This is a genomic window from Nocardia sp. NPDC051990, assembly GCF_040680755.1.
Taxonomy (GTDB): domain Bacteria; phylum Actinomycetota; class Actinomycetes; order Mycobacteriales; family Mycobacteriaceae; genus Nocardia.
The window spans coordinates 27,023-52,082 of sequence record NZ_JBFAXH010000024.1 but is presented as its reverse complement, the minus strand read 5'-3'; the positions used below and the strand labels follow the sequence as shown (position 1 = coordinate 52,082).

General features: G+C 64.1%; 28 protein-coding genes and 1 pseudogene. 9 read left to right on the top strand and 20 right to left on the bottom strand.

Translation table 11 applies throughout. The features are described from left to right. Positions 1–418: 418 nt before the first annotated feature. A complete protein-coding gene (locus AB0L63_RS29585; RefSeq protein WP_364507396.1) occupies positions 419–766 on the bottom strand; it encodes a MerR family transcriptional regulator in 348 nt (115 codons plus the stop codon). 59 nt (positions 767–825) lie between these two features. Here AB0L63_RS29585 and AB0L63_RS29580 point away from each other — a divergent pair, with 59 nt between their 5' ends. The 3 genes from AB0L63_RS29580 to AB0L63_RS29570 all read left to right on the top strand — a co-directional run bounded on the left by AB0L63_RS29580 (position 826) and on the right by AB0L63_RS29570 (position 3,400). Beyond that, positions 826–1,722 (top strand): aldo/keto reductase, encoded by an 897-nt coding sequence (locus tag AB0L63_RS29580; RefSeq protein WP_364507394.1) that lies wholly within the window; start codon positions 826–828, stop codon positions 1,720–1,722. Positions 1,723–1,904: 182 nt separating this feature from the next. Beyond that, entirely contained in the window at positions 1,905–2,798 is an 894-nt protein-coding gene (locus AB0L63_RS29575) for a helix-turn-helix transcriptional regulator (RefSeq protein ID WP_364507391.1), read from the top strand. After that, positions 2,795–3,400: a short chain dehydrogenase gene (locus tag AB0L63_RS29570; protein ID WP_364507388.1), complete on the top strand. Its 606-nt coding sequence runs from the start codon at positions 2,795–2,797 to the stop codon at positions 3,398–3,400. Before AB0L63_RS29575 ends, AB0L63_RS29570 begins: the two co-directional genes overlap by 4 nt. A gap of 392 nt (positions 3,401–3,792) precedes the next feature. Here the strand turns inward: AB0L63_RS29570 and thpD are convergent. The 6 genes and pseudogenes from thpD to AB0L63_RS29540 form a co-directional block, all read right to left on the bottom strand. Then, a pseudogene (gene thpD, locus AB0L63_RS29565) lies at positions 3,793–4,668 on the bottom strand (ectoine hydroxylase). Between the two features lie 8 nt (positions 4,669–4,676). Further along, positions 4,677–5,075: an ectoine synthase gene (locus AB0L63_RS29560; RefSeq protein ID WP_364507386.1), complete on the bottom strand. Its 399-nt coding sequence runs from the start codon at positions 5,073–5,075 to the stop codon at positions 4,677–4,679. Position 5,076: 1 nt separating this feature from the next. Further along, on the bottom strand, positions 5,077–6,345 hold the full coding sequence (gene ectB / locus AB0L63_RS29555) for a diaminobutyrate--2-oxoglutarate transaminase (RefSeq protein ID WP_364507383.1): 1,269 nt from the start codon (positions 6,343–6,345) through the stop codon (positions 5,077–5,079). Then, complete coding sequence (gene ectA, locus AB0L63_RS29550) at positions 6,342–6,926, bottom strand: diaminobutyrate acetyltransferase (protein WP_364507380.1); 585 nt, start codon at positions 6,924–6,926, stop codon at positions 6,342–6,344. Before ectA ends, ectB begins: the two co-directional genes overlap by 4 nt. Before the next feature lie 147 nt (positions 6,927–7,073). Continuing rightward, positions 7,074–7,784, bottom strand: coding sequence for a response regulator transcription factor (locus AB0L63_RS29545; protein ID WP_364507377.1), 711 nt, complete (start codon positions 7,782–7,784; stop codon positions 7,074–7,076). 370 nt (positions 7,785–8,154) lie between these two features. Beyond that, positions 8,155–8,625 (bottom strand): MarR family transcriptional regulator, encoded by a 471-nt coding sequence (locus AB0L63_RS29540; protein ID WP_364507374.1) that lies wholly within the window; start codon positions 8,623–8,625, stop codon positions 8,155–8,157. Here AB0L63_RS29540 and AB0L63_RS29535 point away from each other — a divergent pair. Beyond that, positions 8,616–9,767, top strand: coding sequence for an alpha/beta fold hydrolase (locus AB0L63_RS29535; RefSeq protein WP_364507371.1), 1,152 nt, complete (start codon positions 8,616–8,618; stop codon positions 9,765–9,767). The two genes, AB0L63_RS29540 and AB0L63_RS29535, sit on opposite strands and share 10 nt — an antisense overlap. A gap of 125 nt (positions 9,768–9,892) precedes the next feature. Here the strand turns inward: AB0L63_RS29535 and AB0L63_RS29530 are convergent, their stop codons facing one another. The 6 genes from AB0L63_RS29530 to AB0L63_RS29505 all read right to left on the bottom strand — a co-directional run bounded on the left by AB0L63_RS29530 (position 9,893) and on the right by AB0L63_RS29505 (position 13,317). Then, on the bottom strand, positions 9,893–10,291 hold the full coding sequence (locus tag AB0L63_RS29530) for a hypothetical protein (protein WP_364507368.1): 399 nt from the start codon (positions 10,289–10,291) through the stop codon (positions 9,893–9,895). A gap of 122 nt (positions 10,292–10,413) precedes the next feature. After that, positions 10,414–11,199, bottom strand: a complete 786-nt coding sequence (locus AB0L63_RS29525) for an RNA polymerase sigma factor SigF (protein ID WP_364507365.1) — start codon at positions 11,197–11,199, stop codon at positions 10,414–10,416. Continuing rightward, positions 11,189–11,626 carry an anti-sigma factor gene (locus tag AB0L63_RS29520; RefSeq protein ID WP_364507362.1) on the bottom strand — a complete coding sequence of 146 codons (438 nt, stop codon included), beginning with the start codon at positions 11,624–11,626 and terminating at the stop codon, positions 11,189–11,191. The genes AB0L63_RS29525 and AB0L63_RS29520 overlap by 11 nt, the downstream gene beginning before the upstream one ends. A gap of 110 nt (positions 11,627–11,736) precedes the next feature. Beyond that, positions 11,737–12,063: an ANTAR domain-containing protein gene (locus tag AB0L63_RS29515; RefSeq protein ID WP_364507359.1), complete on the bottom strand. Its 327-nt coding sequence runs from the start codon at positions 12,061–12,063 to the stop codon at positions 11,737–11,739. A 132-nt stretch (positions 12,064–12,195) separates the two neighbouring features. Further along, a complete protein-coding gene (locus tag AB0L63_RS29510; protein ID WP_364507357.1) occupies positions 12,196–12,594 on the bottom strand; it encodes an STAS domain-containing protein in 399 nt (132 codons plus the stop codon). A 222-nt stretch (positions 12,595–12,816) separates the two neighbouring features. Next, positions 12,817–13,317: a DUF6328 family protein gene (locus AB0L63_RS29505; protein ID WP_364507355.1), complete on the bottom strand. Its 501-nt coding sequence runs from the start codon at positions 13,315–13,317 to the stop codon at positions 12,817–12,819. A 353-nt stretch (positions 13,318–13,670) separates the two neighbouring features. Between AB0L63_RS29505 and AB0L63_RS29500 the strand changes: the two genes are divergently transcribed. Beyond that, on the top strand, positions 13,671–16,559 hold the full coding sequence (locus AB0L63_RS29500; RefSeq protein WP_364507352.1) for an aminotransferase class I/II-fold pyridoxal phosphate-dependent enzyme: 2,889 nt from the start codon (positions 13,671–13,673) through the stop codon (positions 16,557–16,559). A gap of 97 nt (positions 16,560–16,656) precedes the next feature. Here the strand turns inward: AB0L63_RS29500 and AB0L63_RS29495 are convergent, their stop codons facing one another. From AB0L63_RS29495 to AB0L63_RS29475, 5 genes are all read right to left on the bottom strand, one after another. Next, positions 16,657–17,208: an AAA family ATPase gene (locus tag AB0L63_RS29495; RefSeq protein WP_364507349.1), complete on the bottom strand. Its 552-nt coding sequence runs from the start codon at positions 17,206–17,208 to the stop codon at positions 16,657–16,659. A gap of 148 nt (positions 17,209–17,356) precedes the next feature. Continuing rightward, a complete protein-coding gene (locus tag AB0L63_RS29490) occupies positions 17,357–18,124 on the bottom strand; it encodes an ESX secretion-associated protein EspG (protein ID WP_364507346.1) in 768 nt (255 codons plus the stop codon). A gap of 140 nt (positions 18,125–18,264) precedes the next feature. Next, positions 18,265–19,455, bottom strand: a complete 1,191-nt coding sequence (locus AB0L63_RS29485; RefSeq protein WP_364507343.1) for a hypothetical protein — start codon at positions 19,453–19,455, stop codon at positions 18,265–18,267. Then, the gene (locus AB0L63_RS29480) at positions 19,452–19,895 is read right to left on the bottom strand and encodes a hypothetical protein (protein ID WP_364507340.1); all 444 of its coding nucleotides are present in this window, start codon (positions 19,893–19,895) and stop codon (positions 19,452–19,454) included. The genes AB0L63_RS29485 and AB0L63_RS29480 overlap by 4 nt, the downstream gene beginning before the upstream one ends. Before the next feature lie 55 nt (positions 19,896–19,950). Then, positions 19,951–20,292, bottom strand: a complete 342-nt coding sequence (locus AB0L63_RS29475) for a phosphotransferase (protein WP_364507337.1) — start codon at positions 20,290–20,292, stop codon at positions 19,951–19,953. A gap of 357 nt (positions 20,293–20,649) precedes the next feature. Here AB0L63_RS29475 and AB0L63_RS29470 point away from each other — a divergent pair, with 357 nt between their 5' ends. Beyond that, a complete protein-coding gene (locus AB0L63_RS29470; protein WP_364507335.1) occupies positions 20,650–21,093 on the top strand; it encodes a hypothetical protein in 444 nt (147 codons plus the stop codon). Here AB0L63_RS29470 and AB0L63_RS29465 read toward each other — a convergent pair. Continuing rightward, positions 21,080–21,283 (bottom strand): hypothetical protein, encoded by a 204-nt coding sequence (locus AB0L63_RS29465; RefSeq protein WP_364507333.1) that lies wholly within the window; start codon positions 21,281–21,283, stop codon positions 21,080–21,082. The genes AB0L63_RS29470 and AB0L63_RS29465 overlap by 14 nt on opposite strands. A gap of 261 nt (positions 21,284–21,544) precedes the next feature. On the opposite strand from AB0L63_RS29465, the gene AB0L63_RS29460 reads away from it, so the two are divergent. Beyond that, positions 21,545–22,432: a DUF2268 domain-containing putative Zn-dependent protease gene (locus AB0L63_RS29460; protein WP_364507331.1), complete on the top strand. Its 888-nt coding sequence runs from the start codon at positions 21,545–21,547 to the stop codon at positions 22,430–22,432. Positions 22,433–23,124: 692 nt separating this feature from the next. On the opposite strand, the gene AB0L63_RS29455 is transcribed toward AB0L63_RS29460, so the two are convergent. Then, on the bottom strand, positions 23,125–24,039 hold the full coding sequence (locus tag AB0L63_RS29455) for a zinc-binding dehydrogenase (RefSeq protein WP_364507329.1): 915 nt from the start codon (positions 24,037–24,039) through the stop codon (positions 23,125–23,127). A gap of 78 nt (positions 24,040–24,117) precedes the next feature. Here AB0L63_RS29455 and AB0L63_RS29450 point away from each other — a divergent pair, with 78 nt between their 5' ends. Both AB0L63_RS29450 and AB0L63_RS29445 read left to right on the top strand, forming a co-directional pair. Then, complete coding sequence (locus AB0L63_RS29450; protein ID WP_364507326.1) at positions 24,118–24,699, top strand: TetR/AcrR family transcriptional regulator; 582 nt, start codon at positions 24,118–24,120, stop codon at positions 24,697–24,699. A gap of 70 nt (positions 24,700–24,769) precedes the next feature. After that, positions 24,770–25,039: a MarR family transcriptional regulator gene (locus AB0L63_RS29445; RefSeq protein WP_364507323.1), complete on the top strand. Its 270-nt coding sequence runs from the start codon at positions 24,770–24,772 to the stop codon at positions 25,037–25,039. The last annotated feature ends 21 nt before the right edge of the window (positions 25,040–25,060 follow it).

Here is a 25,060-nt window from a genome sequence, read left to right as displayed (position 1 = left end):
GACCGTCGCCGGGCGGTTCGCAGCGACACCGAGGTCGTCGAGCTGTTCGCGGACATATGGCGAGCGGCCGCATCGGTACCCACCTACTGGATTGCCCGAATCAACCTGACCGCAACGACCAAGGGCCGGTTGTGGTCGGCGCTGCTGTGGGTACTGGCCGATACTCGAGCACGTCTCGGCAAGCTATGGGCCGAGCGGCCCGCCGCCGACCGCACGGACGTCCAGGGACGCGCCCGCGATCTCGGACACGCTACGCGCTGGCAACGCTCACCGTCACGCTTGACGTCTACCGCTGACACGCGCTGCATGGTCCAGGACTCCCGAAGTTGTTGTGATCAGAGGGCCGTCCGATTGCGTGATGACGGCTCGCCTGATCGCCGAGGATTCCTCGTATCGGATCCGGCCAGGCGTCAGGGCGCTACGACTGTGTCACAGTGGCGAGCATGCCGGTGAGGGCAGAACGTGCGTTTTCCAGGGTCGTGATCTGCTCCCCGATATCGCGCAACCGTTCTCGCAGAACATCAGCGACGCAGGCATTTATTTGCGGGCCCGGCCCTTCCACGCAGGGCAGCACCTGCTGGATGACTCGGGTCGACAGTCCTGCCGCGAGCATGGCCCGGATGTGACCGACCGTAGCCGGGGCATCCTCGCCGAAGCGGCGATGGCCACCGGCGGCGCGCTGCGAGGTAAGCAGGCCCTGTTGCTCGTAGTACCGCAGCAACCGTGGGTTGACGCCGGTGGTTCGGGACAGCTCACCGATTCTCATGTGGTCCGCCTCACGCTCGCTTGATTCTCACATCCATGTCAGATTTTACAGTGAGTGGCATGACTGCAATAGCAAGCGAATTCTTCAGCCTCGGTGGCGATCTCCCGGTACGTCGGATCGGCTACGGCGCCATGCGGCTTACCGACACGCCCACATCCCGCGGTGGTGGCACCGCGCATATCTGGCGGCCTCCGACCGATCGCGCCGAGGCGCTCGCTGTGTTGCGCGGCGCTGTCGCGCTGGGGGTGAATCTCATCGACACCGCCGACGCTTATGCGCTGGGCGGAAACGAAAAACTCATCGCCGAGGCGCTGCATCCCTATCGTGGCGATCTCGTGGTCGCCACCAAAATCGGCAACACCCGACCCGGACCCGAAGAATGGGTGCCGCTCGGCCACCCCGCCTACCTGCGCCAGCAGACCGAGCTGAGCCTGCGGCGGTTGCGAGTGGACCGCATCGATCTGCTCTATCTGCATCGCATCGATCCCGCTGTACCGCTCGCCGATCAGATCGGAACCCTGTATCAGCTCCAGCAGGAAGGCAAGGTGCGCCACATCGGTCTGTCGGAAGTCTCGGTACACGAACTCCAGACCGCCGCGAACATCACCCCGATCGCGGCGGTGCAGAACCACTACAATCTGCTCGCCCGCCAGCATGAGGCCGTCCTGGACTACACGGCTGAACACGGCATCGCCTTCGTGCCCTACTTCCCCATCGCCATGGGCGAACACGCCGGCCCGGACAGCCCGGTCTCCGCGATCGCCGCACAGATCGGCGCGACACCCGCCCAAGTCGCGCTCGCCTGGCTGCTACACCGCTCACCGACAACGATCCCGATCCCGGGAACCGCCTCGCTCACACACCTCGCAGAGAACATGGGCGCGCTGGAAATCGCACTGTCCGACGACCAGTTCGCCCGCCTGGCCACCATCGGCGACCCGGTAAACGCGGCCTGATGGCCGCGACACCCACTTCTGGTCAATCGACCGCGCTTGGCTTGGAGTCGCCACATGGGATCTGCCACATCGGATCTGGGGTTCCAAGCTCAGCAGGATGCGGCACATAATGCACGGAAGATCGGCGAGGGTACCCATGTTTGGGGCAGGCAGACTCTGGTAGCCGACACGATGATGGATTGGTGGCCAACACACGAGCGAACGATCTCGGCGGGTTCCTGCGTAGCCGCCGCGAACGACTGAGTCCAGCAGAAGCTGGCATCGAACCTGGCGTCACTTATCGGCGAGTCCCTGGGCTGCGCAGGGAGGAGCTGGCCGAGCTGGCCGGGGTCAGTGTTGGCTACTACACGCGACTCGAACAGGGAGTCAGCGATAGCGCTTCCGCTGCTGTCATCGACGCGCTGGCCGTGGCGTTGCGGCTCGATTCTGCCGAGCATGAGCATCTGCGGATTCTCGCTGCTCCGAGACGGCCGACTCGCTCTCGTTCCCGCAGAAGTAAGCTGCGGCCCTCGGTACGGGAGTTGCTCGCCGTTATCGCTGGAATACCAGCGATCGTGATCGACCACCGCGCAGACATCCTCGCGTGGAATCGCCTCGGTCACGCTCTGCTGGCCGGCCATGTCGACTTCGACGCCCCGGACACGAGGATCCGGCCGAACATCGCCCGAATGCTGTTCCTCGACCCCCACCACCGCGCGCTGTATTGCGACTGGCACGCCAAAGCGCAGGTCACAGTCGCGGCCCTGCATCAGGCGGTGGCGCGGCATCCGGCCGACCACATGCTCGAACAGATTGTCGGCCAACTTGCCGTCGACAGCCCGGAGTTCGCGAGAATGTGGGCGCGGCGCCCCGTCCAAACCTGCTCGTACTACGTGCGCGAGTTCGACCATCCAGTCGTCGGGCGAGTGACCCTGGCGAACGAGACGGTCACCTTGACTGACGATGACCAGCAGATCGGGCTGTTCTACACGCATCCCGGCACATCCGATGCCGACGCGCTCACCCTGCTGACAAAGAGCCTAGAACCAAGCCTCGCACCAGCAATAACCTCGTCTCGGAAGGAGAACCCACGGTGAGAATCATCGTTGTCGGCGGCGCGGGCACCATCGGACGACGGTTGGTGCCCGCGTTGCGATCGCACGGCCATGACGTTGTCGTGGCCGGACGCACCTCGGGTGACATCCGCGTCGATCTGACCTCACACGAAACCATCGAGTCCATGTACCGCAAGGTCGGGGCGGTCGACGGCGTCGTGAGCATCGCAGCGCACGGTGCGCTCGACGAGTTCAGCACACTGTCATCGGACGCGCTGTACGACAACATGCAAGCCAAGTTCTTCGGGCAAGTTGATCTGGTCCTCACCGGGCAGCATCACTGTGCCGACGCCGCGTCCTTCACCCTTACATCCGGTATCTTCGCCGACCAACCGTGGCCACATGTCACCGGCGGCGGCGTCATCAGTGGAGCCTTACACAGCTTCGTCCTTTCGGCTGCGATCGAGCTACCGCGGCGTATGCGGATCAACGTGGTCAGCCCCACCATGATCGGTGATTCCGTCGACGCCTTCGCCGGAGACTTTCCTGGTATGCGTCCGGTGCCGATGAACGAACTCGTCGACCACTACCTGCGCTGCATCGAAGGCGAAGACACTGGCGGCGTCATCCGCGCATATGGATGACCGCGCTACCCCGTTGCTGTCGAGCAGGCAACGGGTAAACACGGTGCAGCACAAGGAAACAGCCCGCACAACAACGTGATGCCAGTGTTCCGTATGCCAATCCACCAGCGGAACACCCCGAATCGAAGCTCCCGCCGCCGCTCACGACTGCCCCGTAGAGGTGTTCCGCGCACTGTCCCGCTCAGACCCATTATGTGGAACAGTTGTGGGTACGGGTGAACCGTTCCGCGGCCACTGCCGCTGTTCCACAGATGAACAGGACATCGAGATCCGAACCGACCAGCTCCTCACGGTCGACGTACCGAGCGAGCGGATCTTCATCGACAACGGGTTACCCACGCGCGCAACCAGTCTCGGGTGAGGTGGCCGGAGACCGGTTGCGTTGTACCGGACTACACCGGCGTGAAGTCCCGGCTCGCGATATATGCCGGTCGCGGGCCCGGGGCGGCGAACGGCTCCAGCAGCGTGTTCTCCATGCTGTTGAACACCAGGAAGATGTTCGAGCGCGGGAACGGCGTGATGTTGTTCGACGAACCGTGCATGATGTTCGAATCGAACAGCAGGGCCGATCCGGCGCTGCCGGTGAACTGGGTGATGCCGTACCGTTTCGCCAGCGCCTCGATATCGGCGTGCGTCGGTACGCCGATCTCTTACTCCTGCAACGACTCTCGATAGTGCTCGGCCGGAGTGCTGCCGGTACACGGCACGAAGGTCCGGTGCGAGCCCGGCATCACCATGAGGCTGCCATTGATCGGGTAGTTGTCGGTCAGGGCGATGGACAGGCTGACCGCACGCGGTGCGGGCATACCGTCCTCGGCGTGCCAGGTCTCGAAATCCGAATGCCAGTAGAAGCCGGTGCCGCGGAAGCCGGGCATATAGTTCACTCGGCTCTGATGGATGTAGACATCCGAACCGAGCACCTGTCTGGCCAATCCGGCCACCCGGGATTCACGCACCAGGTCGGCGATCGCGCCACTGAGCCGATGTACCTCGAAGACCGACCGCACCCGGTTCGATGCCTTCTCCACGATTACCCGGTCATCACCTCGCAGCACCGGATCACCAGCGAGACGGTCGATTTCGGCACTGAACTCCGCGACCTCGGCGGGTGTCAGCAGCTCTTCGACGATCCCGAAACCATTGGCACCGAAGGAGGCCAGCTCCTCGGAATCGACCGCGCCCCACACCGTAGGATCGGTCCGATCCCGGTGCTCGCCGGCCGTGACGAGCCGAGTCGGGTAGCGATCATCGGTCCGCACCAACGTCATTGCGCCTCCTAACCGCTTATCTGGACCGCGACAAGTGGGTAGACGCCGTCGCTGTCGTGAACCTCCTGCCCGGTGACCGGCGGGTTGAACACGCACATCATCCGCATATCGGTGCGCACCTCCAAGCGGTGGCGCTCGTGCCCGTCGAGCAGATACATCGAGCCCGGTGTCAATTCATAGCTGACATCGTGTTCCAGATCGGTCAGTGTCCCCTCACCTTCGATGAGCCACACCGCCTCCACGTGATGCCGGTAGTGGAACTCGTGCACGGTCCCGGCCTCGATAGTGGTCTCGTGGAAGGAGAATCCGACGCCGTCGCCGCCCAGCACGATGCGCTTACTGCGCCAACCCTGGCCCGCGACATCGCGTTCGGTGCCGGTGATCTCCGCGGTGCTGCGCACGATCATCTCAACGCTCCTTTCCGCAGACGGTGCCGATCGCGCCGGTCAGCACCCGCAATCCGTGCTCGACCTCGTCGTCGGTGACCGTCAACGGCGGCAGCAACTTCACCACTTCATCGAGCGAACCGGAGGTCTCCACCAGCAGTCCATCCTCGAAGGCCACCTGGCAGACCTTGCCGGCCTGGGAGGGATCGTCGAAGGCCACGCCGTGCACCAGTCCGCGACCCCGCGTCGAAATGCCGGGGAAGTACTCGGCCGCCTGAGCCAGGGCCGCGCCGATCCGCTGGTCCTTCGCCTCGGTGGAGGTCTGCAGGGTGCCGTCGGACCAGAAGTGCTCTAGCGCGGCCTGTGCCGTGATAAAGGCCGGGTTGTTACCGCGGAAGGTGCCATTGTGCTCGCCCGGGGCCCAGACATCGAATTCCGGTTTGAACAGCACCAGCGCCAGCGGCAAACCGTAGCCGCCGATGGATTTCGAAAGCGTCACGATATCGGGGGTGATACCGGCGATCTCGAACGAGAAGAACGGTCCGGTCCGGCCGCAGCCCATCTGCACATCATCGACGATCAGCAAAATGCCACGCGCGGTGCACAATTCGGACAGATGCCGCAGCCACTCCGGGCGTGCGATATTCACACCTCCCTCACCCTGCACCGTCTCCACGATCACCGCCGCGGGCCGGTCGAAACCGGACGAGCTGTCGTCGAGCACCCGCTCCATCCACTGAAAATCGGCGGTGGTGTTGTCGAAGTAACCGTCATAGGGCATATGCGCGGCATGTACCAGCGGCACACCAGCACCGGCCCGCTTGGCGGCATTGCCGGTCACCGACAGCGCACCCAGCGACATGCCGTGGAACGCGTTGGTGAAGCTGATGATCGTCTCGCGTCCGGTGACCTTGCGGGCCAACTTCAGCGCGGCTTCGACGGCATTCGCGCCGGTCGGCCCGGGGAACTGGACCTTGTATTCCAGGCCACGCGGCGCGAACACGGTGTCGCGCAGGGTTTCCAGCAGTCGGCGCTTGGCCGCGGTCGACATATCGAGGCCGTGGGTGATCCCGTCACCGGCGATGTAGTCCAGCAGCGGCCGCTTGAGCACCGGATTGTTGTGGCCGTAGTTCAACGCCCCCGCCCCAGCGAAGAAGTCGAGGTACTCCTTCCCATCCTCGGCACGCAACCAGCTGCCCGACGCGGTGGTGAACACCGTCGGCCAGGCGCGGCAATAGCCGCGGACATTGGATTCGAGCTCCTCGAAAATGGTTGTTTCGGCGGTGATCAACGGCGATCCTCCTGCTTTCGGGCCGTAGGGGCGATCAGATAGAGGTCCTCGGCAGCGTGGCTATCCGGGAAGAGTTCGGAATCGAATAGCGGGTGCTTGGTCATCCGGGCCGACCGGCGACGCGCCACCGAGGCGAACATCGCGATCGAGGCCGGATTGTCCGGTGCGATCGTGGTCTCCAATGCGGAAACACCGGCGTCGGCAGCGCTGTTCAGCAGTGCGTCCAGCAGCGCGGCGCCGAGGCCTCGTCCCCGCTGATCGTGATCGACCGCGACCTGCCACGCGAACACCGTCGCCGGCGCCTGTGGACGCAGGTAGCCGATCACGAACCCGACGACCCGGCCGCCGACCTCGGCAACCACCGAGGTGCTCGCGAAATCACGACACCACAGCAGGTAGGCGTAGCTGGAATTGGCGTCGAGGACCTGCGAATCCTTGGCGATACGCCAGATCTGGGCCGCGTCACCGACTCTCGGCGGGCGCAGTACCGGCTGCGGGTGCGGCCTGGAAATCGGTACGGCCGAAGGGTATTCGGTGACCGAAGCTTCGATCGTCGTGGTGGACAAGGTGTGCAGCGACATACGTCTCCCTGGTCGGGTCTGCAGTACTTATCCAGGCTTACGAAGCAACTTTGAGGTGAACCTGTCGAACTCTTTGCGGTTGTATTACGAAAAGATCACAACCACAGGCAGCGTTATATTCGGTGTCACTGCCCGCCCGGTCACAGCTCAGCGCTGCAGATCGAGTCGGTAGCCGAGGCCACGCACAGTTACCACGATGCGCGGATCGGAGGCGTCCAGCTCGATTTTGGTGCGCAGGCGGCGCATGTGGACATCGACGATCCGCTCATCGCCGAAAAAGCCGTCTTCCCATACTCTTTCGAGCAGAACGGTGCGGCTGAGCACCCGCCCGGGCGATTCCGCGAGTTCGCACAGCAATTTGAATTCGGTGATGGTGAGCCGGATTTCGTCTTCGCCGCGACGCACCGCGCCACCGTCACGATCCAGCACCAGTGGTGCGTCGGGGTGCGCGTCGAGTACGGCCTCGCGCGGCGCTTCGCGCTCCATGGTCAGGCGCGCGCGGCGGCGCAGCGCCCGCATGCGCGCGGAAATCTCCTTGATCTCGAACGGCTTGGTGACATAGTCGTCGGCCCCCGCCTCCAGCGCGGCCACCACATCGTGGGTGTCATCGCGCGAGCTGACCACGATGATCGGCACGTCGTGCTCGCGACGGATCTCCCTGATGCAATCGAAGCCGTCCATGTCGCCGAGCATCAGCTCGACGATCATCACATCGGGAGCGTCATTACTGCGCAGATAGGTCAGCGCGTCCTCGGCCTCGTGCGCCTCGGCGACGTCGTAACCCTCGTCTTCCATGGCCGTGCGCAGTGCGCCACGTACCACTTCGTCGTCGTCAACGATCATCAGGTTTGCGGTCAAGCCCTCATCCCTTGCAGCCACGCGGACGCGACGCGACGCGGGGACTCGCGTACCCTGAACCGACGCGAAAGTCCGCCTTCGAGCACCTTTGCCAACTGCTCGAATACCCGGATCGACCAATCGGTAAACGGCCGATCACGGGCAGTCGGTTAGCGTCCGGCTACTCCACCCTGTGCATGCAGACCCAATTTGTGCAAATTGAACGTTATGCAGCCGGGTGCCGAACAGGAAGCCGAGGCCGACCCGGTACAGGGCGATCGGCATGCGGACGAACCATCTCGTCTGCAAGGCGCGGCTCCCGAAGCGGGCGACGGTGTCGGACAGGGTCATCGCGGTCCTTCCAGTATTCGGCTAGAACTTCTTGCTTCGTCTATCTCTGGTTTCGAAGTGAGGAAATCAGGTATTCGAGGTCGCGGCGAAGGGATGACCAGTCGAGGCCGGGGGCACTCTCCCTGAGTTCGTCGAGCCAGCCGCTGTGCGTTTTCCGAATCTCGGAAAGGATGGAGCAACCGGCGTCGGTAACAACGAGCAGCTTCGATCGTCTATGACGTGGGTTGTCCTCGTATCTGGCCAGCCCTTCGTTGACCAGGTCGTCCGCTATTCGCTGCACGCCCTGCCGTTGGAGGCTCAGGGATCGCGCGATATCGGCCACCGTGGCCGCTTGCGTTGCGCTCTGCAACACCATTCGACGCGCATGGGTTTGTCCCGCCGCACTCGCTATGCGTTCTCCGGCATCACGCAAAAGTCTGTTGGCTTCGAAGAGGGCATGAAGGGCGGCATCCGCATCATCGCGACTTGACAACATGCTGTCAATTTCCTTACGGTCGAAGAATGACAACATGTTACCAACTTCTGGCTTCTGTGCTGCCCAACTTGCCGGGACACGCGTCGGATCTTGCGCGGCGGCTGGGTAGCACGCGTTGGCCACCCACTCCGGTGGCCGAGGGTGTCGCCGCAGTTCGCACGCGTTTATACGCTGAGGCTTGGCTCAACTGGTTGCGCCAGGAGCCGAGCAATACATGGGGCCGTCATCGGCGGGTGGAGACCGGGCTCGGGGAGGTGCGACTCGTATGTTTTCCGGGACACGGCACGACGCCTCTTCTGCTTCTCCATGGCTGGCCGACGTCGTTCCTTGCGTTCCATCGTGTCATCGAGCCGCTGCAGCAGGTCGCGTCCGAAGTGGTTCTCGCGCTCCTCCCCGGTTTCGGCGCCCCGATGCCACGAGATGGCGGCATGGGGGTTTCGACTATCGCAGCCATGCTCACCGAAGCGATGCTCGGCGTCGAGCATGAACGCTTCATCGTGCACGGGGAAGACTGGGGATCGGTGATCGCCAGGAGAATGGCGGGGGCTTTCCCCGAGCATGTGGCGGGCTTTCATGTGAGCGCGGGACTCGGTGGGTTCATCGCCGACGCTCCCGAGTGCGGTCTCCCATGGCAGCGACTTCGCGAGTTCGCGGACGAAGGAGCCGGCTACCTCAACATCCAGGCTCGCAGACCGGACTCCCTCGCGATCGGGCTGCACGACTCACCGGCCGGCCTGCTGGCGTGGCAACTCGACAAATACGACCTGTGGCAGGCATCGCTGGGTGCCGGTTTCGGGCTCGGCGAGGATTTCATCTTTGCCAACGCGACCTTCTACTGGGCCACGCAATCGATCGGCAGCAGCATGCGCATCTATGCCGACAACAGAGCCGCAGGGAACGGTTGCCCTTCGCAGGTGCCCACGGCGGTAAGCGTTTTCGGCGCCGGTGATTTCGCTTCGCGCGAGGTCGCGGCACGCGAGAACAACCTGCTCTCCTGGTATGAACACCCCAACGGCGGCCACGTTGCCCCGTTGGATGCCCATACGGATTTCATCGCAGACCTTTCCGACTTCATCACCCACTTGGAAGCGACCCCATCACCGAGCGACCGACCATCGTGCTCCTCGGCGGAGGTGGGCTCGCCGCTCGGGCGTGGGAGCGGGTCACCGCGCACCTGAATGATCGCGGTTTCCCGGACAACGACGCCCGCCCCAGCTCTCGGCGACGGGCAGCAACCTCTCTGCGGCAGTGGATGTTTCGTTTTGTGCAAGTTGAACGTTATATGCGACACATTTCGGCCGTGTCACAACTCGTCCCGATGGGGCTGCTCCAGCCGGTTGAAGTTGCTCGGTGCCCCGTCAGCCCCGCGCTCCTGATAGCGGAATGTCAGCCGGCGCGCGTCGAAGGCGGCAAACCATTCGTCCCAGCCCACCGCGCGCAGCACCGCACCGCCGTATCCGGGGAAGTCGAAGCGCAGGACGCCGAGGTGACCGTTGTACTCACTGCCGGGCATGGTGGCCGGGCGCGCACCGCGCTGCTCCGCCCAGCGCCGGATCACGTCATGATTGCGGGTGGCGACGATGCGACCGGGCTGCTGCGGGCCCTCGCCAGGAACGACTGATTCCGGCGGTTTCTTCAGCGACCTCGAAGCCCCCGGTCCGGCGTACGGATCTCGGGTGCCCGGTCGTCGCTGATCGTTCATGACGACCTCCTTGCGTCGGCATCAATAGTCCGGTTTCTTTTCGCGTACCCGCACGTAACGCCGGGCAAACAGTAGATCCGATCACTCCGAAATACGTTGCGCACCAACGTATTCCTTACCTTTCAGTCGCGCAGTGCGGCGTCGCGCAACCTGCCCAGCGTTCTGGACAGTATGCGGGAGACGTGCATCTGCGAAACCCCGAGTTGTTCGGCGATCTGCGACTGGGTCTTGGACTCGAAGAAGCGCATGACCAGCACCTCGCGTTCCCGGTCGGGCAGTTCCTCGATCAACGGTCGGACCGCCAGGTAGTCCTCCACGTACTGATAGCTGGGCTCATCCGCACCGAGGCTGTCCAGCAGTGGTTGCGGTGCGTTCTCGATGTCATCGCCGACCACCGCGTCGATCGAACTCGACTGATAGGCATTGCCCGCGATCAGCGCCTGGGTGACCTCGACCAGGTCCACGTTCAGTTCCGCGGCTATTTCGCGGGCCCTGGGCAGCCGACCGATCCGCTGTGATAACGCCTCGATGGTTGGGCCGATAGTGAGCTGGATCTCTTTGGTGCGCCGTGGCACCCGCACCGCCCAGGTGTTGTCCCGGAAATGCCGGCGTACTTCGCCCATGATTGTCGGCACCGCGAACGACAGGAACGAGGAACCGCGCGTTACATCGAAGCGGTCGACGGCCTGCACCAGCCCCAAGCGGGCCACCTGTAGCAGATCGTCGAAGTTCTCCCCGCGCCCGGAGAATTTGCGCGCGATATGCTCCGCCAGCGGCAGGCATCGGCCGATCAACTCCTCGCGCACCAGTTTCCGACGGTGGTCGGCCGGGTCGATGGCGGCGATCTCCTCGAAGAGCGGCTCTATATTGTCGTAGCTGTCGCGGTGTGCTCTCGAGTCAGCCGCCATCACTACCTCGCACCCAGCTGAAGTCCACGACGGTCGGGTAGCCGGAGGCCACGCTGTCGAACGGCTCCTGCGCTGCCGCGATGGACTGGGTCAGAGTGCGAACGATATGCCAGCCGAATCCGGCCTGCCCGACTACCTTCTCCGATACCGCAACCGAGGCGACGCGCACGAACATCTCGTGGTCGTTGTAGGTGAAATCGCAGTCCAAGGTGGAGCCTGGTGTCGCCTCCAGGATCAACGATGTGGCCACCTCGTCCAGTGCGAGCCGGATATCGACGACTTCATCGATCGCGAAATCTGCGATGAGCGCGACGGTTTCGGCGAGCGCGCGGAGCATGGTCAGCTGCTCCAACTCGGCGGGGATGCGAACCCCGATCGTCGTCGTTTTCTCTGCCGCGGACCGGGAACTCCACTCCCCCATGCCCATCACCACCCTCTTTCCTCGGAGCCGACGCCGAACCTGCCTTCGAGTCGGGGACCATTCGCGACTTACCCGGCTGGTCACCATCGAAACATCGTGACCAGTGCGGATTCGACTCAGTCGGCCTCGATCCGTTCATGCGCAGTCAACAGCAGATGGTCGAACCGCGTGCGCAGTTCCGCCATCGAATCGGTCGGCGCGCTGAGATCGGCGATCAACCGAGTGGCCAGATCCCGGAGTTTGATATTGGTCTCTGCGAGCGCCAGTTCAGCACCCGGAACGCCTGTTTGGGCGTTGATGCCGTAGACGAGCATCAACGCGCCCTTCGCTTGCTCGATCACCGCCCGCGCCGCATACAGTTCGGGCAGCGCGTCATCGAGCGTCTGCTGGCGCTCCTCGAGCGCGGCGGTGACATCAATGTAGTACCCGGCAGTGCCGATCACCCGTCCCGATGACCCGATCCAACGCGCCTGCTTCCTCGGGAAGAATCGATCCGCTCCGCGTCACAGCGCAAGTATGGATTGTGATCATGCCCGTTACCCGGATATCGGCTCGAGCAGGGACTTAAGACCTCATCACGTGTCCAGCGCGGCGCGCATCGACGGGAACTCGCAGCATACAGCGCGTACTCCGGTAATCGCGAGCACCCGGTCTATCTCCCGCCGACCCGAGACGATCCGCAGATCCGGACCGCCGTGCGCGGTGTGCTGCTTGATCGCGCCGATCGTGGCCGCGACCCGGATGCTCAGGAATTTGGTGGCACGCAGATCGAGGACAACCGCATGGCACCGGGTCGTGACGGCCCGTTCGAGCAGAGCGCGGAATTCCGGAAGTGCGGCCGCGTCGAGTTCACCCTCGGCACGCACCACCACACACTGTTTACGGCGGTCCACCCGTTGTGACCAGAACCGGTTGCGGGGTCGTTCGCCGGCCGGGTGCCGACCGTTTGATCGGTGCTGAAGAGCGGCTGACATATCACACCTCCCAGAGGGAATACCGGTCCTGCGCGGCAGGATCGAATCGGCGGGAGGGTGCGATATCGGTGATGCGGTAGAACGCGTCGGTAGACGCCGTGCTGTGTCAGGTGTCGCTACACACTCCCGCTGGCCGAGTCCGCGTGGTGTGTGTTCCCGTCGGACTCAGGGTCGGCTGTAGTCTCAACCTGCTCTTAGTCTGGCACGCTGGCTCGCTCCGATTCAACCGCCGGATTCATGACGGCCATGGCGCCAGCGCCACGGTGCCACCACCCAGGCCACCACGAACAGCGTCGCGACCACCACACCCGCCACCGCACCGGCGATGGTCCCCGCGACGGTATCCATCACCAGAATCATCGCACCCGTCAGCGCGAGTCCGAGCAGCGCGATTCCGGCAATCGCGCAGCGATGCGCCGCGGCCACGACATTGCCCAATCGATGTCGCCGGAACAGGATTCGGTGCCATGACACCGGCGCGACCAGGAACACCGTCGCACCCATCGCCGCTGAGACGGTGCCCAGATACAGCAGTCGCATCGGCTGCGACAAGGTGGTGAATCCGGCCTGGAACGGGAGGATGAGCAGCGCGCTGATCAAGAACTGCACACCGGTCTGCACGACCCGCAGTTCCTGCACCAGACTGGCCCAATTGCGGTCCAGCCGTTCGATTTCGGTCTCCTGCCTGGCGGTGCGATCCCATTCCTGATCATCGAAGGTCACGGGTCGCCTCATCGCCTCTCGATATCCGTCACCACGGCTGCCCCTCGATATCGCTATCCGTGTTGGCGGCGTACCCGCGCCGCGCGGGCATACACCAGCCACCACTGATCGCAGCGCCGCTGATTCGACGTTCGACGCGCGCGGATGCGGATCGTGACATCGATGCGCTCGGCGCCCGGTGGAGTGGGCTACGGTCTCATCGGTGCGGCGGCCCTGGGCTGTCGTTTACGACTTCCGGCAAGCTAGGAATTTGCTCGACGGCGGGGCAGAATATTCGCAGGGATGATTATCCAGGTGACTATTCGTACTCGACGGATCACTTCGCCCACCGATCCAGGGGCGAAACGGACGACATGCACCGTGACGGAGAGCGCCCGAAAGGGCTCAATGTTTCCGCGCTGGCGGCGGTAGCTAACCCGTCGTACTCGCGTATCGACACATGGAATCTGCTCGATGACGCGTGCCGTCGACTCGCCGATGTCAACCGTGCCGGGCTCGACACCACCCGCGAAGTCGCCCGGGTGCGGCGCCTCCTCGATCGTCTCGGTGCCTACGAGCGGTACTGGCTGTACCCAGGCGCGGCGAGACTGGCGGCGTTTCGCGGATATATCGCCGATCTGGCCACAGTGCGACTCACCGAGGAAGTGTCACTGGCCGTGCGCCTGCTCTCCGAGTACGGCGACGGTGCGGCTGTGTTCGACACCTCCATGCCGTTGGCCGATCAGGAACTCGTGGCGCGGGCCAAACAGCAGCAGTTCATCACCGTCCTGCTCGGCGACGATACCCCGCCCGAAGCGCCCGAGAGCCTGGCGCAGAGCCTGCGAGCGCTTCGCGACCCGTCCGACGATGTGCAGTTCGAGCTGCTTGTCGTGTCGAGCATCGAGGACGCCATCACCGCAGTCGCGTTGAACGGCGAGATCCAGGCGGCGATCATCCGGCATGACCTGCCGCTTCGTTCCCGCGACCGAGTGCCGTTGATGACCACGTTGCTCGGCGCCAACGACGACGTGGTCGTTACCGACCGCACCCAGACTTGGGTCGAATGCGGCGAGTGGATCAGGCAGCTGCGGCCGCATATCGACCTGTATCTGCTCACCGACGAGTCGATCGCCGCGGAGACCGAAGAAGAGCCGGACGTCTACGACCGCACGTTCTATCGGCTCAACGATGTCACCGACCTGTACAGCACGGTGCTCGCCGGCTTCCGAAGCCGGTTCGCCACACCGTTTTTCGATGCGCTGCGTGCCTATGCGGCCGCGCCGGTCGGCCAATTCCATGCCCTTCCCGTCGCGCGTGGCGCCAGCATCTTCAACTCCAAGTCGCTGCAGGATATGGGCGAATTCTACGGCCGCAACATCTTCATGGCCGAGACGTCGTCCACCTCCGGTGGGCTGGACTCGCTGTTGGACCCGCACGGCACGATCAGGACCGCGATGGACAAAGCCGCCAGGACATGGTGTGCCGATCAGACGTATTTCGTCACCAACGGAACATCCACCGCGAACAAGATTGTCGTGCAGGCCCTGACCCGGCCGGGCGATATCGTCCTGATCGACCGCAATTGCCATAAATCGCACCACTACGGCCTGGTGCTCGCCGGGGCGTACCCGATGTACCTCGACGCCTACCCGCTCGAGCCGTTCGCGATCTATGGAGCGGTGTCCCTGCACACCATCAAGAAGGCGCTGCTGGACCTCGAGGCGGCCGGACAACTGGACCGAGTGCGCATGCTGCTGCTCACCAACTGCACTTTCGACGGCATCGTCTACAACCCCCGGCGCGTGATGGAGGAGGTTCTGGCGATCAAGCCGGACATTTGCTTTCTGTGGGACGAGGCGTGGTACGCGTTCGCGACCGCGGTGCCGTGGGCACGGCAGCGGACCGCGATGGTTGCCGCCGCGCAACTCGAATCGACATTGTCATCGCCCTCGTATGCCGAGGAGTACCGCACGTGGCGTGCGTCGATGCAGGACGTCGACCGCGCCGAGTGGAGCAACCGCCGGCTGCTTCCCGACCCCCAGCGCGCGCGGGTACGCGTGTATGCGACGCATTCCACTCACAAGTCGCTGTCGGCGCTTCGGCAGGCGTCGATGATCCATATTCACGATCAGGATTTCAAAGCTCTCGTCCGCGAGGCGTTCGGTGAGGCGTTTTTGACCCACACCTCCACATCGCCGAACCAGCAGCTGCTGGCGTCGTTGGACCTGGCGCGTCGGCAGGTCGACATCGAGGGCTTCCAGCTGGTCCGCAACGTCTACGACATGGCGCTGGTCTTCCGGCACCGCGTCCGCAAAGACCGGCTGATCGGCAAATGGTTCCGTATCCTCGACGAGGCCGACCTAGTGCCCGATGAGTTCCGGCCCTCGGAAGTCAGCTCGTACCGGCAGGTCAGACAGGGTGGTTTGGCGGAGTGGAACGAGGCGTGGCGCTCCGATCAGTTCGTGCTTGACCCGACTCGGGTCACGCTGTTCATCGGCAAGACCGGCATGAACGGGTTCGAGTTCCGCGAGAAGATCCTGATGGACCGGTTCGGTATCCAGATCAACAAGACCTCGATCAACAGCGTGCTATTGATCTTCACGATCGGCGTCACCTGGTCGAGCGTGCACTACCTGCTCGACGTGCTGCGTCGGATAGCCAGCGACTTCGAGCGCAGCCACAGCGCGGCCGGTAAGGCCGATCACGACCTGCACCAGCGCCGGGTCGACGAGATCACCAAGGAGCTGCCGGCGCTGCCCGACTTCAGCGAGTTCGACAGTGTATTCCGTCCCGACGGCGCCAGCTCGTTCGGCGACATGCGATCGGCCTTCTACGCCGGGTATGAGGAGTCCGACCGCGAACACGTCCTGCTCGGCGACGCCGGGCGACGGCTCGCCAAGGGCAAGACCCTGGTGTCCACCACCTTCGTCGTCCCCTACCCGCCCGGCTTCCCGGTGCTGGTCCCAGGCCAGGTGCTCTCGCGGGAGATCCTGTATTTCCTGGCTGAGCTCGACGTCAAGGAAATCCACGGATACAACCCCGACCTCGGGTTGTCGGTCTTCACCGAGGCCGCGCTCGCACGGCTGGCCGCAGCCCGGCTCGCACCTGCCGCACCGTCCGACCGTGCGCCGGAGGCGGCTGCGGCACCGGCCGACCGTGTGCGCCGCTCGTCTTCGACTCAGGTATTGGACCCAGGGATCAGCTTGCGCGGTGGATCGGATGCAGTCGCGACAGCACACGCACCGCATCAGCGCGCGAAATGAGCTACGGGCTCTACCTGCAGGAACTGACGGATCTATCGAGCGCGGGTGGACCGCGACTGCGCCACGACACTCTCCGCTCACGGATGTGGGGGCGCAGTCACCGAGCAGTGACTTCGCTGTCGAGTGGCCGGGCCCGTGCGAGAATCTCATCGACGGTCTGCTCCACGGTGAGATCGGAAGTGTCCAACCACAATCCGATGCGCGGGGTCTGCGTCCGCAACACCTCGTCCAGGCTGTCGACGGTGAAGCCGTCGTAGGCGACCTTGTCCCGGCCTGCCTCGCGCGCCGCGACCGCGGCGGGTTTCGGCGCGAGCACCACCACATATCGCGGCCGGGTCCGGATGCGGTCGACAGTGTAAGGCAGGAACTCCCCGAGCACGACATCCTGGATGATCGCGGTGAATCCGGCTGCGGCATACGCATCGGCGGTCTGTGCGGCCAGCGAGTGCCGTAGCCGCAGTTGGTCGAGTGCCTCCGCGGACGGTTCCGGACTCATCTCCGCCCGGCCGCCGATGATGAAGCGCCGGAACGTATCCCCGCGCACATGCGCCGAACGCGGCAACCGCTGCGCCAATGCCTCGGCGACCGTGGACTTCCCGGCGGCCTGGATACCGGTGATCAGATAGACGGCGGATTCCATATCCACCATGATCGCAGCCGAGCGCAACTCATATTCCGCCGAAGTTCCCCGACTCAGCTCGTCCGGTGGATCGGGTGCAGTCCCGACAGCACGCGCCCGGATCGGCGCGCGAGATCAGCTGGTCGCCGCGGATGGTGAGAATCCGGCGACGATCGCGTCACCAGGTGTCAGGATCATCGCCGCGAAGTCGCTTCAGGGCCAGATCGATCCAGGTTTCGAAGTAATTGGTGAGATCGCGGGTGGTGGCGGGCCGGACGGTGATGTGTTCGCGGGTTTGCTGCTGAACGTATCGACCGTCGCCTTCGGTATCGAACCATCCGATCGCGTACCAGGGGGCCGGGCGGCTGTGCAGGTATCCGGCGAGCAGGCCGGCGACGCCCGCACCGGATCGGTGCTGAGTGAGACGATCGAAGCGTTCCAGCGGACTGTTGCGGCCATGGCCGTGGCCGTTATTGCCGGAACGCAGGTCCTCGACATGGAAGGTGTCCGGTTTGGCGGTGCCCGAAGGAACCGAGGGCAGGATGGCGGCCAAGCGTGCCGCTAGTTGTTCGGTGCGGAACAGCCGACAGCGGATAGGGCTGTCGACACCGCCCGCCGCGGTCTGGGTGAGCATCACCGCGTGATAGGGGGTCCGGGCGCCGAGGACGCGGTATTCGCGGGGTTCACCATTGCCGAGAACCGTTGATTCACCAGCGATTTCGATGCGCAGCTCGGAGGTGGTGAGGGTGCGCAGGGCGAGGTTGATCTGCTCGGTTTCTTCGATATGGTAGCGGGCGCGCACGGTGGTCCGATGCGCGGCGACCTCGTCGTTGGTGGCCAAACGGCTGACATAGCGCAGCGGGTGCGGGAACCGGTCGTTCGCGTCGCTGTACCACAGCGCCGCGAAATCGTCTGGTTCCCAACTCCATTCGGCCATCGTGGTCATCCAATCAACATCATGTGGCGGCCCGGTGCCGCCCCGGGTACGGTGTGGACACCTCGGGACAGGCAGCGGGCCAACGAAATCCAGGTAATAAGCACTTCGGCCGCCGATATTTCGACCGGCGGCCGGGATCAAATCGCTGTCTATCCGGGTTCGGCGTGGTCGCCGCCGATCACACCACGGGGAACAGTTTTCGGGGCGGGCCCGAGCAACTCTTCGGTGTTCTCCATGCTCCGAAGCCACTCGGGGAGCTGATGGGACTCGTCCTCGCCCTTGGATTGGCCACGGCCAGCGCCCATTCCACCCATTCCCGCCATGCCCGAGGTGCCGGTGCCGGCGGTCGCCGCGCGTGCCATGTTGGCTGTCGTGCCGGTGCCGGTCGGTGTGCCGGGCACGGTGCTGCCAGGCTTGCCCGACGTACCGCCCAGGCCGCTGTTGTTGCTGCCGGGTCCGCCCGGGTAGCTGCTGTTGCCGCCTGGTCCGCCCGGGTAGCTGCTCGGCGTCGTCGAAGTGCTCGTCGTGGGGGTCACCGAACTCGGCTGGGTAGCAGAGGTGCTCGACGGGGTCTGCGACGACGAATCGGTACTCGTGGGAGTAGTCGACGACGGATCCTGCGAATCGTTCGTCGTCGGATCGGTGGCGGGCTGCGAATCTTCCTTCTGTTCGCCGTTGCCCTGGTCGCCGTCGCCCTGGTTGCCGATCCCGGACGTCGGGTTACCGCCACCGCTTCCAGTTGTTCCCGGGGTGTCGCCGTCGTTCTTGGTTTCGGGTGGCTGGTACAACGGATCGGTCGGGCTGTTCGGCACTGGTAGCACCGGAATCTGCTTATCCGCGGATACAAATGTATCGACGTAATGACTGCGCATGGCTTCCCGGGCGGTACTCTCGCAATCGTTGCGAACCGCAGCAGAATTGGGGCCGTGATAGATACCCAGATTCCAACTCTTCGGGTTGTACCACGATCCCCCGTCCGGCGGTTTGTCCACGGCGTTTTGGGTATCGTTGACGCCCTTGGCCGCCGCTGACACCCGGTCGGCGAGGTTCTGTAGCGGTGTCGTCAGGTCCAAGGCGCTCTTGGCGTATTTGCTGATCGCGTCTCGCGAACTCTTCGCAGCAGCGCCGTCCCAGGCCGCCGAACTCGAATGATTGATCCGGTTGGCGAAAAGTTCCGCTGCCGAAGCCCATCGCGTGGCGATCTGGGCATACTCACCGGAGCCGTTGTTCGCTTCGGTTGTATTCAGCGGAGTGAACGCGTTATAGATCTTCCAGTGATTCCAGCTGTCGACATTTTCACCGCCGCCGGCAATCTTCGAGGGCTCGTTCGAATCGGTCATTTCGAGGCACCGATGGCCGGGGGCGTTGTCACGCCGAGTTGGGTTGGAGTACCGATCTGGCTGTTTTCTACATTCGCCTTCAACTCGTTGTAGCGAGCGGCGAATTCCTGATCCTGCTCGACGTATTTCTGGGCGATTGTGCGGTGGAGGTTTTGGATGTCGTCGCCACGAAAGCGAGCCACCAGCGTGCTGGCCGAGGTCATGCCATCCGTCGTCTCGCTGAGACCCCGGTTCTTTCGGTCCGAGATCCTGTGTGCGATCGTCTGAAGAGCCTGTATCTCGTCTTTGAAAGCCTGGCAGTCGCGTTCGATGTATACGAACTCGTCGGCGTTTACGCGCACTTCGTTGCTGAAACTGACGGTCAGCTTGCCATCCTGAGCGTCCTTTATCGCGCTGGCCAGCGGCCCCGCAGATGACGGTGTCGTCGATTCACCGCTCACAGTTCGTGTTCCTCCCCAGGGTTTCCGGTCGGGATCGACCGGAGGTCGTTGAAGTCTAGAGGGTGGCAGGTATCGCTGGAATGACCTGGGTTGCGAGGCGCGTGGCAATCTCGCCGAGGTCGGGTGCGCCATGAGCGAAGATGGTCGGCACCGGTATCGGCAGCGAGGGAGCCAATCGCGGCAACCAGCGGCTTTCCTTGGCGACGGCGGGCGTGTAGCCGGCCGCGGTCGGCAGCCTGACGGTCATGTCCTCGCCCAGGCGGTAGGTGCGGTTGTCCCACCCGTCGTTGTCCACCGGAGTGACCGGTAGTGGACTCCATTGCGGAAATTGTCTCGCGATCAGGCGTTCGACCAGGTCCGCGTCGATTCCGGCGCGGTCGTCCGCGGAAACTGTCATCGAGCCATCCTGGCTGTGCTCGACAACCGATTTCGGCGGACGTCCGCCCAGCTATTCGTTCCACTTCCTTGGAAGTGGAACGTCTGTGTCTCAAAACCATGGTTTCAAGACAGAGGTTGGGGAAGTGCTTGCCGCCCATGGAATCCCATGGTTGCCGAGTTTCGAAAACTTGTTGGGATTCCGGACTGGTGAGGTTGCGTGTCCCAAACCGGGTTCCGGAGCGAATGACCCCGATGCGGCGGCGTGGATGGCGATGTTGCCGAGACCCCGCATGCCGCAGTGGTTTAGCGCACCGCATAGCGAAAGGGCTTGGGGTGGAGGGAATTCAACTGATCGATTCCGTCATTCTGATCATGCATGACGACTCCCCAGCAGGGACTCTCCAAGATGTGGGTCCAGACCATCCCGCTCGACATCAACCAAGCCCTCACCGCTACCTATACGCAGATCCACCCGTCGGGCCTAACGATCACGATCCCCTTTGCCGGTGTGTGGGAGATCTCCTACCACGCTCGTTCGGTGATCAATTTGGGCGCCGCGAACACAGCTCAGTGGGCCAGCACAGTCCTGTACAAGGGGCAGAGCCCCATCGACGGCACTCAAGCACTGGCCGGTGACGCTGGCGCCGCGAATCTGACGAGCCAGGCCACCGCTGGACAGACGGTCCTGGCCGCCTTCAACGCAGGCGACGTCGTGAGCCTCTACGCGAAGGCCATCGGCGATCAGGCCAATAACGCTTCCATCATCAGCAACATCGACGGGCGCACCGCAATCGCAGCGCACTGGGTCAGCGCAGTCTGAAGTTGCGTTCAGCGCGGGCAGCATCTCGTTCGTCACGGGCCAGCAACACACCTGCGACGGCCCGATCGGCAGCGACGACCGGGTACACCCTGTAGTCGCGAAGCGCCGCCACGAACACCGCGCCACCGACCTGCTCTGCCGCCGCCGCCAGCGTCGAGCCCGGGTATCCGATTACTGGCGTCGTGGTCACCCCATTCCCCCGCTGGTTATGCCAGTGAATTCAGGTGTCGTTCGTCGGCGAATTTGGGCGTCGGCGGCCGGGTCAGCGACGGCAGTATGACGGCGAAATTTGACGTCATTGGACGACCGAATAGTCCAAGGAAGTGGTGGCGAACAGCAGCTCGGTGGTTCTGGAACGCTCGAACTCGGGTGGCCCGCAGTACAGCCTGTGACCCACCGGGATTTGGCTCGGGTTGCACCTCACGCTACGTCAGGGTTTACCGTCGGGCCGGTGACGATCACTGTTCTCGACTCCTACTCGACTATGAAGCAAATCCTGCAAGCACCGGTGGTCGATCGGGAAGGCATGCTGCGGGCAATGCTCGAACCGACGACCGGGATGTACCGGTACTTCCCGGGAGAGGTCGACCTGGTGGCGTTCCACCGGCAGTCGGCCGGGTTCCCGCTCGACCGCGACGGACAGTGTTGCCTCGACGCCCTCGAAACGCTCGCGACGGCCGATGCCTGGAAGCGCATGCAGCGGGCGGTCGACGACGCGGCAGCCGTATTGCTCGCCGCGACACCAGGATTCCAAGCGCCGGACATCACTGTGCTCCTTGTGCTCGGTGACCCGGGTGACACCAACTTCATGGGCCCGAGTCTGGGCGTCACCGGCTTCGGTGGTATCTCCGGCTACATCACGATCACCTTGTGGCCCTACCCGCAGAACCTGGAGCGCCTGGAGTGCACCGCGGTGCACGAACTCCACCACAACCTGCGCTACAGCCCCGGCGGTGTGGTGTGGGACCCGATGACGGTCACCGTCGGTGAGCATGTGGTGGGCGAGGGTTTGGCCGACGCATTCGCTCGCGAACTCTATGGTGACGACCTCGGCTACGCTCGCCTCGGCGTGCCGAGCTTGCACGACGACGAGTCGTTCACGAAAGTTGTTTCCGGACTGAATACCACCGGGATGCAGAACTTCATGGCCTGGGTGCTCGGCGACACCATCGCCGAGCACCTGGGCGTGACCCCGGTCGGATTGCCGACGGGAGCGGGGTATTCCGCCGGCAACAGGTTGGTCGACGCCTACCTCGCGGCGACGGGTAAGTCCGCGGCCCAAGCTCTGCACGCCGACAGCGCGGAAATCATCGCCACCGCGCTCGCGACGAACCGGTAGGGGGCCGTCCCTCCACCGTAGTCCGGATCGCGACGAACAGGTCCGACTTCGAACCCCGATGCGGATACGACTTCCGCTGCGCCGGCCACACTATATTTCGTCGGCCAGAACCCGTGCGCCCCACCTGTACTCGACCTGCAATGCTCGCCCGACATCCCGCCCGAGCACCCCGACGTATCGCGGCATACAGCTCGACCTTCGACTGACGAGTCAACGGCGGCTCACTTCCACCAGGACCAGACCCGAGACCATGCACACCGATCCTTGCACCGCAACCAAGATCACAGCGTCAAAATTCGCCGATACGAACATCTCCCGATCCCGACCGACGCCAACTTCCACCGATGAACGACATCACAGATCACCGATAGAACCATCTCGCTGACCGCACCGGTGCCGTCACCTCACCCGCCTCGTTGCAGCAGGTCGCCGTCCACAGGCCCGGCCAGTCTCCATCCAGCACAAGACCACCGACCGCCGCCTCGGAAATCACTGCCGGCGTGGCCAGTTCGCCCCAGCTGCACGAATGCGACCACACCGGCGTTGACGTCACGTTCACCCGCGACATCCAAGACCACGCCGATCCGCGACACGCGGCAATTCACCGAAACACCATGCCCGACAACAACGAGCACGGCGCGTCACCACAGCACAATCGGCTCAGGCCGCAAGGAGCGGCCCGTCAGGATCGCTCAGTCGATCGTCAGTACGGCTTTGCCTGGAACCCGGCGGCTGAACAGCATGTCGACCGCTTCATGAACGCGGTCCCAGGAACCGTGCCACCCAATCTGCGGATCGAGGGCACCACCGTTCAGCAGGTCGATCAGGTAGGCGGTATCAGGTCCGAAAGGCCCCGACACCGCGAACGGTTCCAGACGCCGGATTCCGCCGCGCATCCGCATCTGCTCGAGATCGAGGACCGTGTCCTCGCGCGCGGCCATCCCGATCGCCAGCGCGAGACCACCGTCCTCCAGCCTCGCGAACGCCTCGGCCAGCACCGCACCCCCGACATTGTCGAGCACGCCGAAGACCGGCTCGTCCGGAACCGCTGACCCGGACAGAACCTCGGCAGCCCCGAGCTCCCGCAGCCCCTCACCGCGTTCGGGCCGTCCTACCAAGGCAACGACATGGGCACCGGCCCGAGCCGCCAGTTGGACGGCGAACCGGCCGACACCCCCAGATGCCCCGGTGACCAGCACCCGGCGGCCCAGCAGCGGCCCGAGCCGCCGCACCGCTTGCAGAGCCGTGACACCGGCCGCCGGGACGGCGGCAGCCGCCGCCAGATCGACCGTGCCGGGGACCACTGCGAGATCGGCGGTGTCCACGGCCCGGCGCTCGGCCCAGCCGCCAGTCCCCGCGAACGAGGTCACACGCGTCCCGACCGGCGGCCCCGAACCATCGTCCGCGGCACGCACCACCACACCTGCGGCGTCCTTGCCGAAGACCTGCCCCGGCCGCAGCTGCCTGGCAGTGAATGCGAGCTCCCCGAAATTCACCGCAGCGACCTCGACATCGATCACCACCTGCGAACGCTGTGGTCGCGGCTCGTCGACCTCGTCGAAACGGACGCCGAACCCGGCAGCGGGGTCGTAGACCAAAGCACGCATCCTGCACCTCTCACTGAACTAACCGGTTAGATCAGTGAGGAGGCTAGCAGACTGAACTAACCAGTTAGAATTTGATGCATGATGCAGCGTCTCCCCGCCCGCGATCGATTACTGACAGCCGCCCGCGAGCTGTTCTACGCCGAGGGCTACCACGTGTCGATTGATGCTGTCACCCAACGCGCCAACGTCGCCAAACCGACTGTGTACGCGCACTTCAAATCCAAGGACGCCCTCATCGACACCGTGCTGACCACGGCGAGCGACGAGTGGTTCATCGAACTGGACGCCGAACTCGAACGGCGCAACGGCGACCCGATCAGGCGCCTGCTGACGCCATTCGATCTCCTCGTCGCCGATCTGCCCGATCCGGCTTATCACGGCTGCATCCTGGTCAACAGTGCCGCGTCGTTCCTCTCCGCCGACCACCCCGCCCACCAGGCCCTCACCACACACGACAACCGCATGCTCGAGGTGTTCGAGAAACTGGCCACGGAGGCCGGTGCTATCCGGCCGCTCGACCTGGCGCGTCAACTACTGCTGCTCTACAACGGCGTCAAGACTCGCGGGCTCGTCGACCACACCGGAGCCGCAGCCCACCATGCCTGCACCGCCGCAACCATCCTCATCACTGCCGCGCAAGAACCAGGTTCACCGAACTGACAACCTGTCGCGACCGGTCTTCGGGCCCAAGCGCACTCGGTGACAGCTACAACCTTAGGAAGTCGCCGATATGTCCGGCACCGACCGGATGATGGCGTCGAAAGTCCTGCGCGCCCTGCAGGATCGCGGGCTGCTGCGGCGCACGCCGGACGTCGAGGACGCGCGCGTACTGCGACTGGACCTCGCCGACGACGGGCGGGCATTGGTGCGCAAGGCGGTTCGCATCGCGGTCGATACAGACGAGCAGATATTCGGCCAACACGGCGACCTGCTGCGCGAGCACCTTCAGACTATCGGCGCAGTACGCGTCCCCAACGCCGCCGGACGCCCCTTACCCTGACCCCGCCCATTGAATCCACAG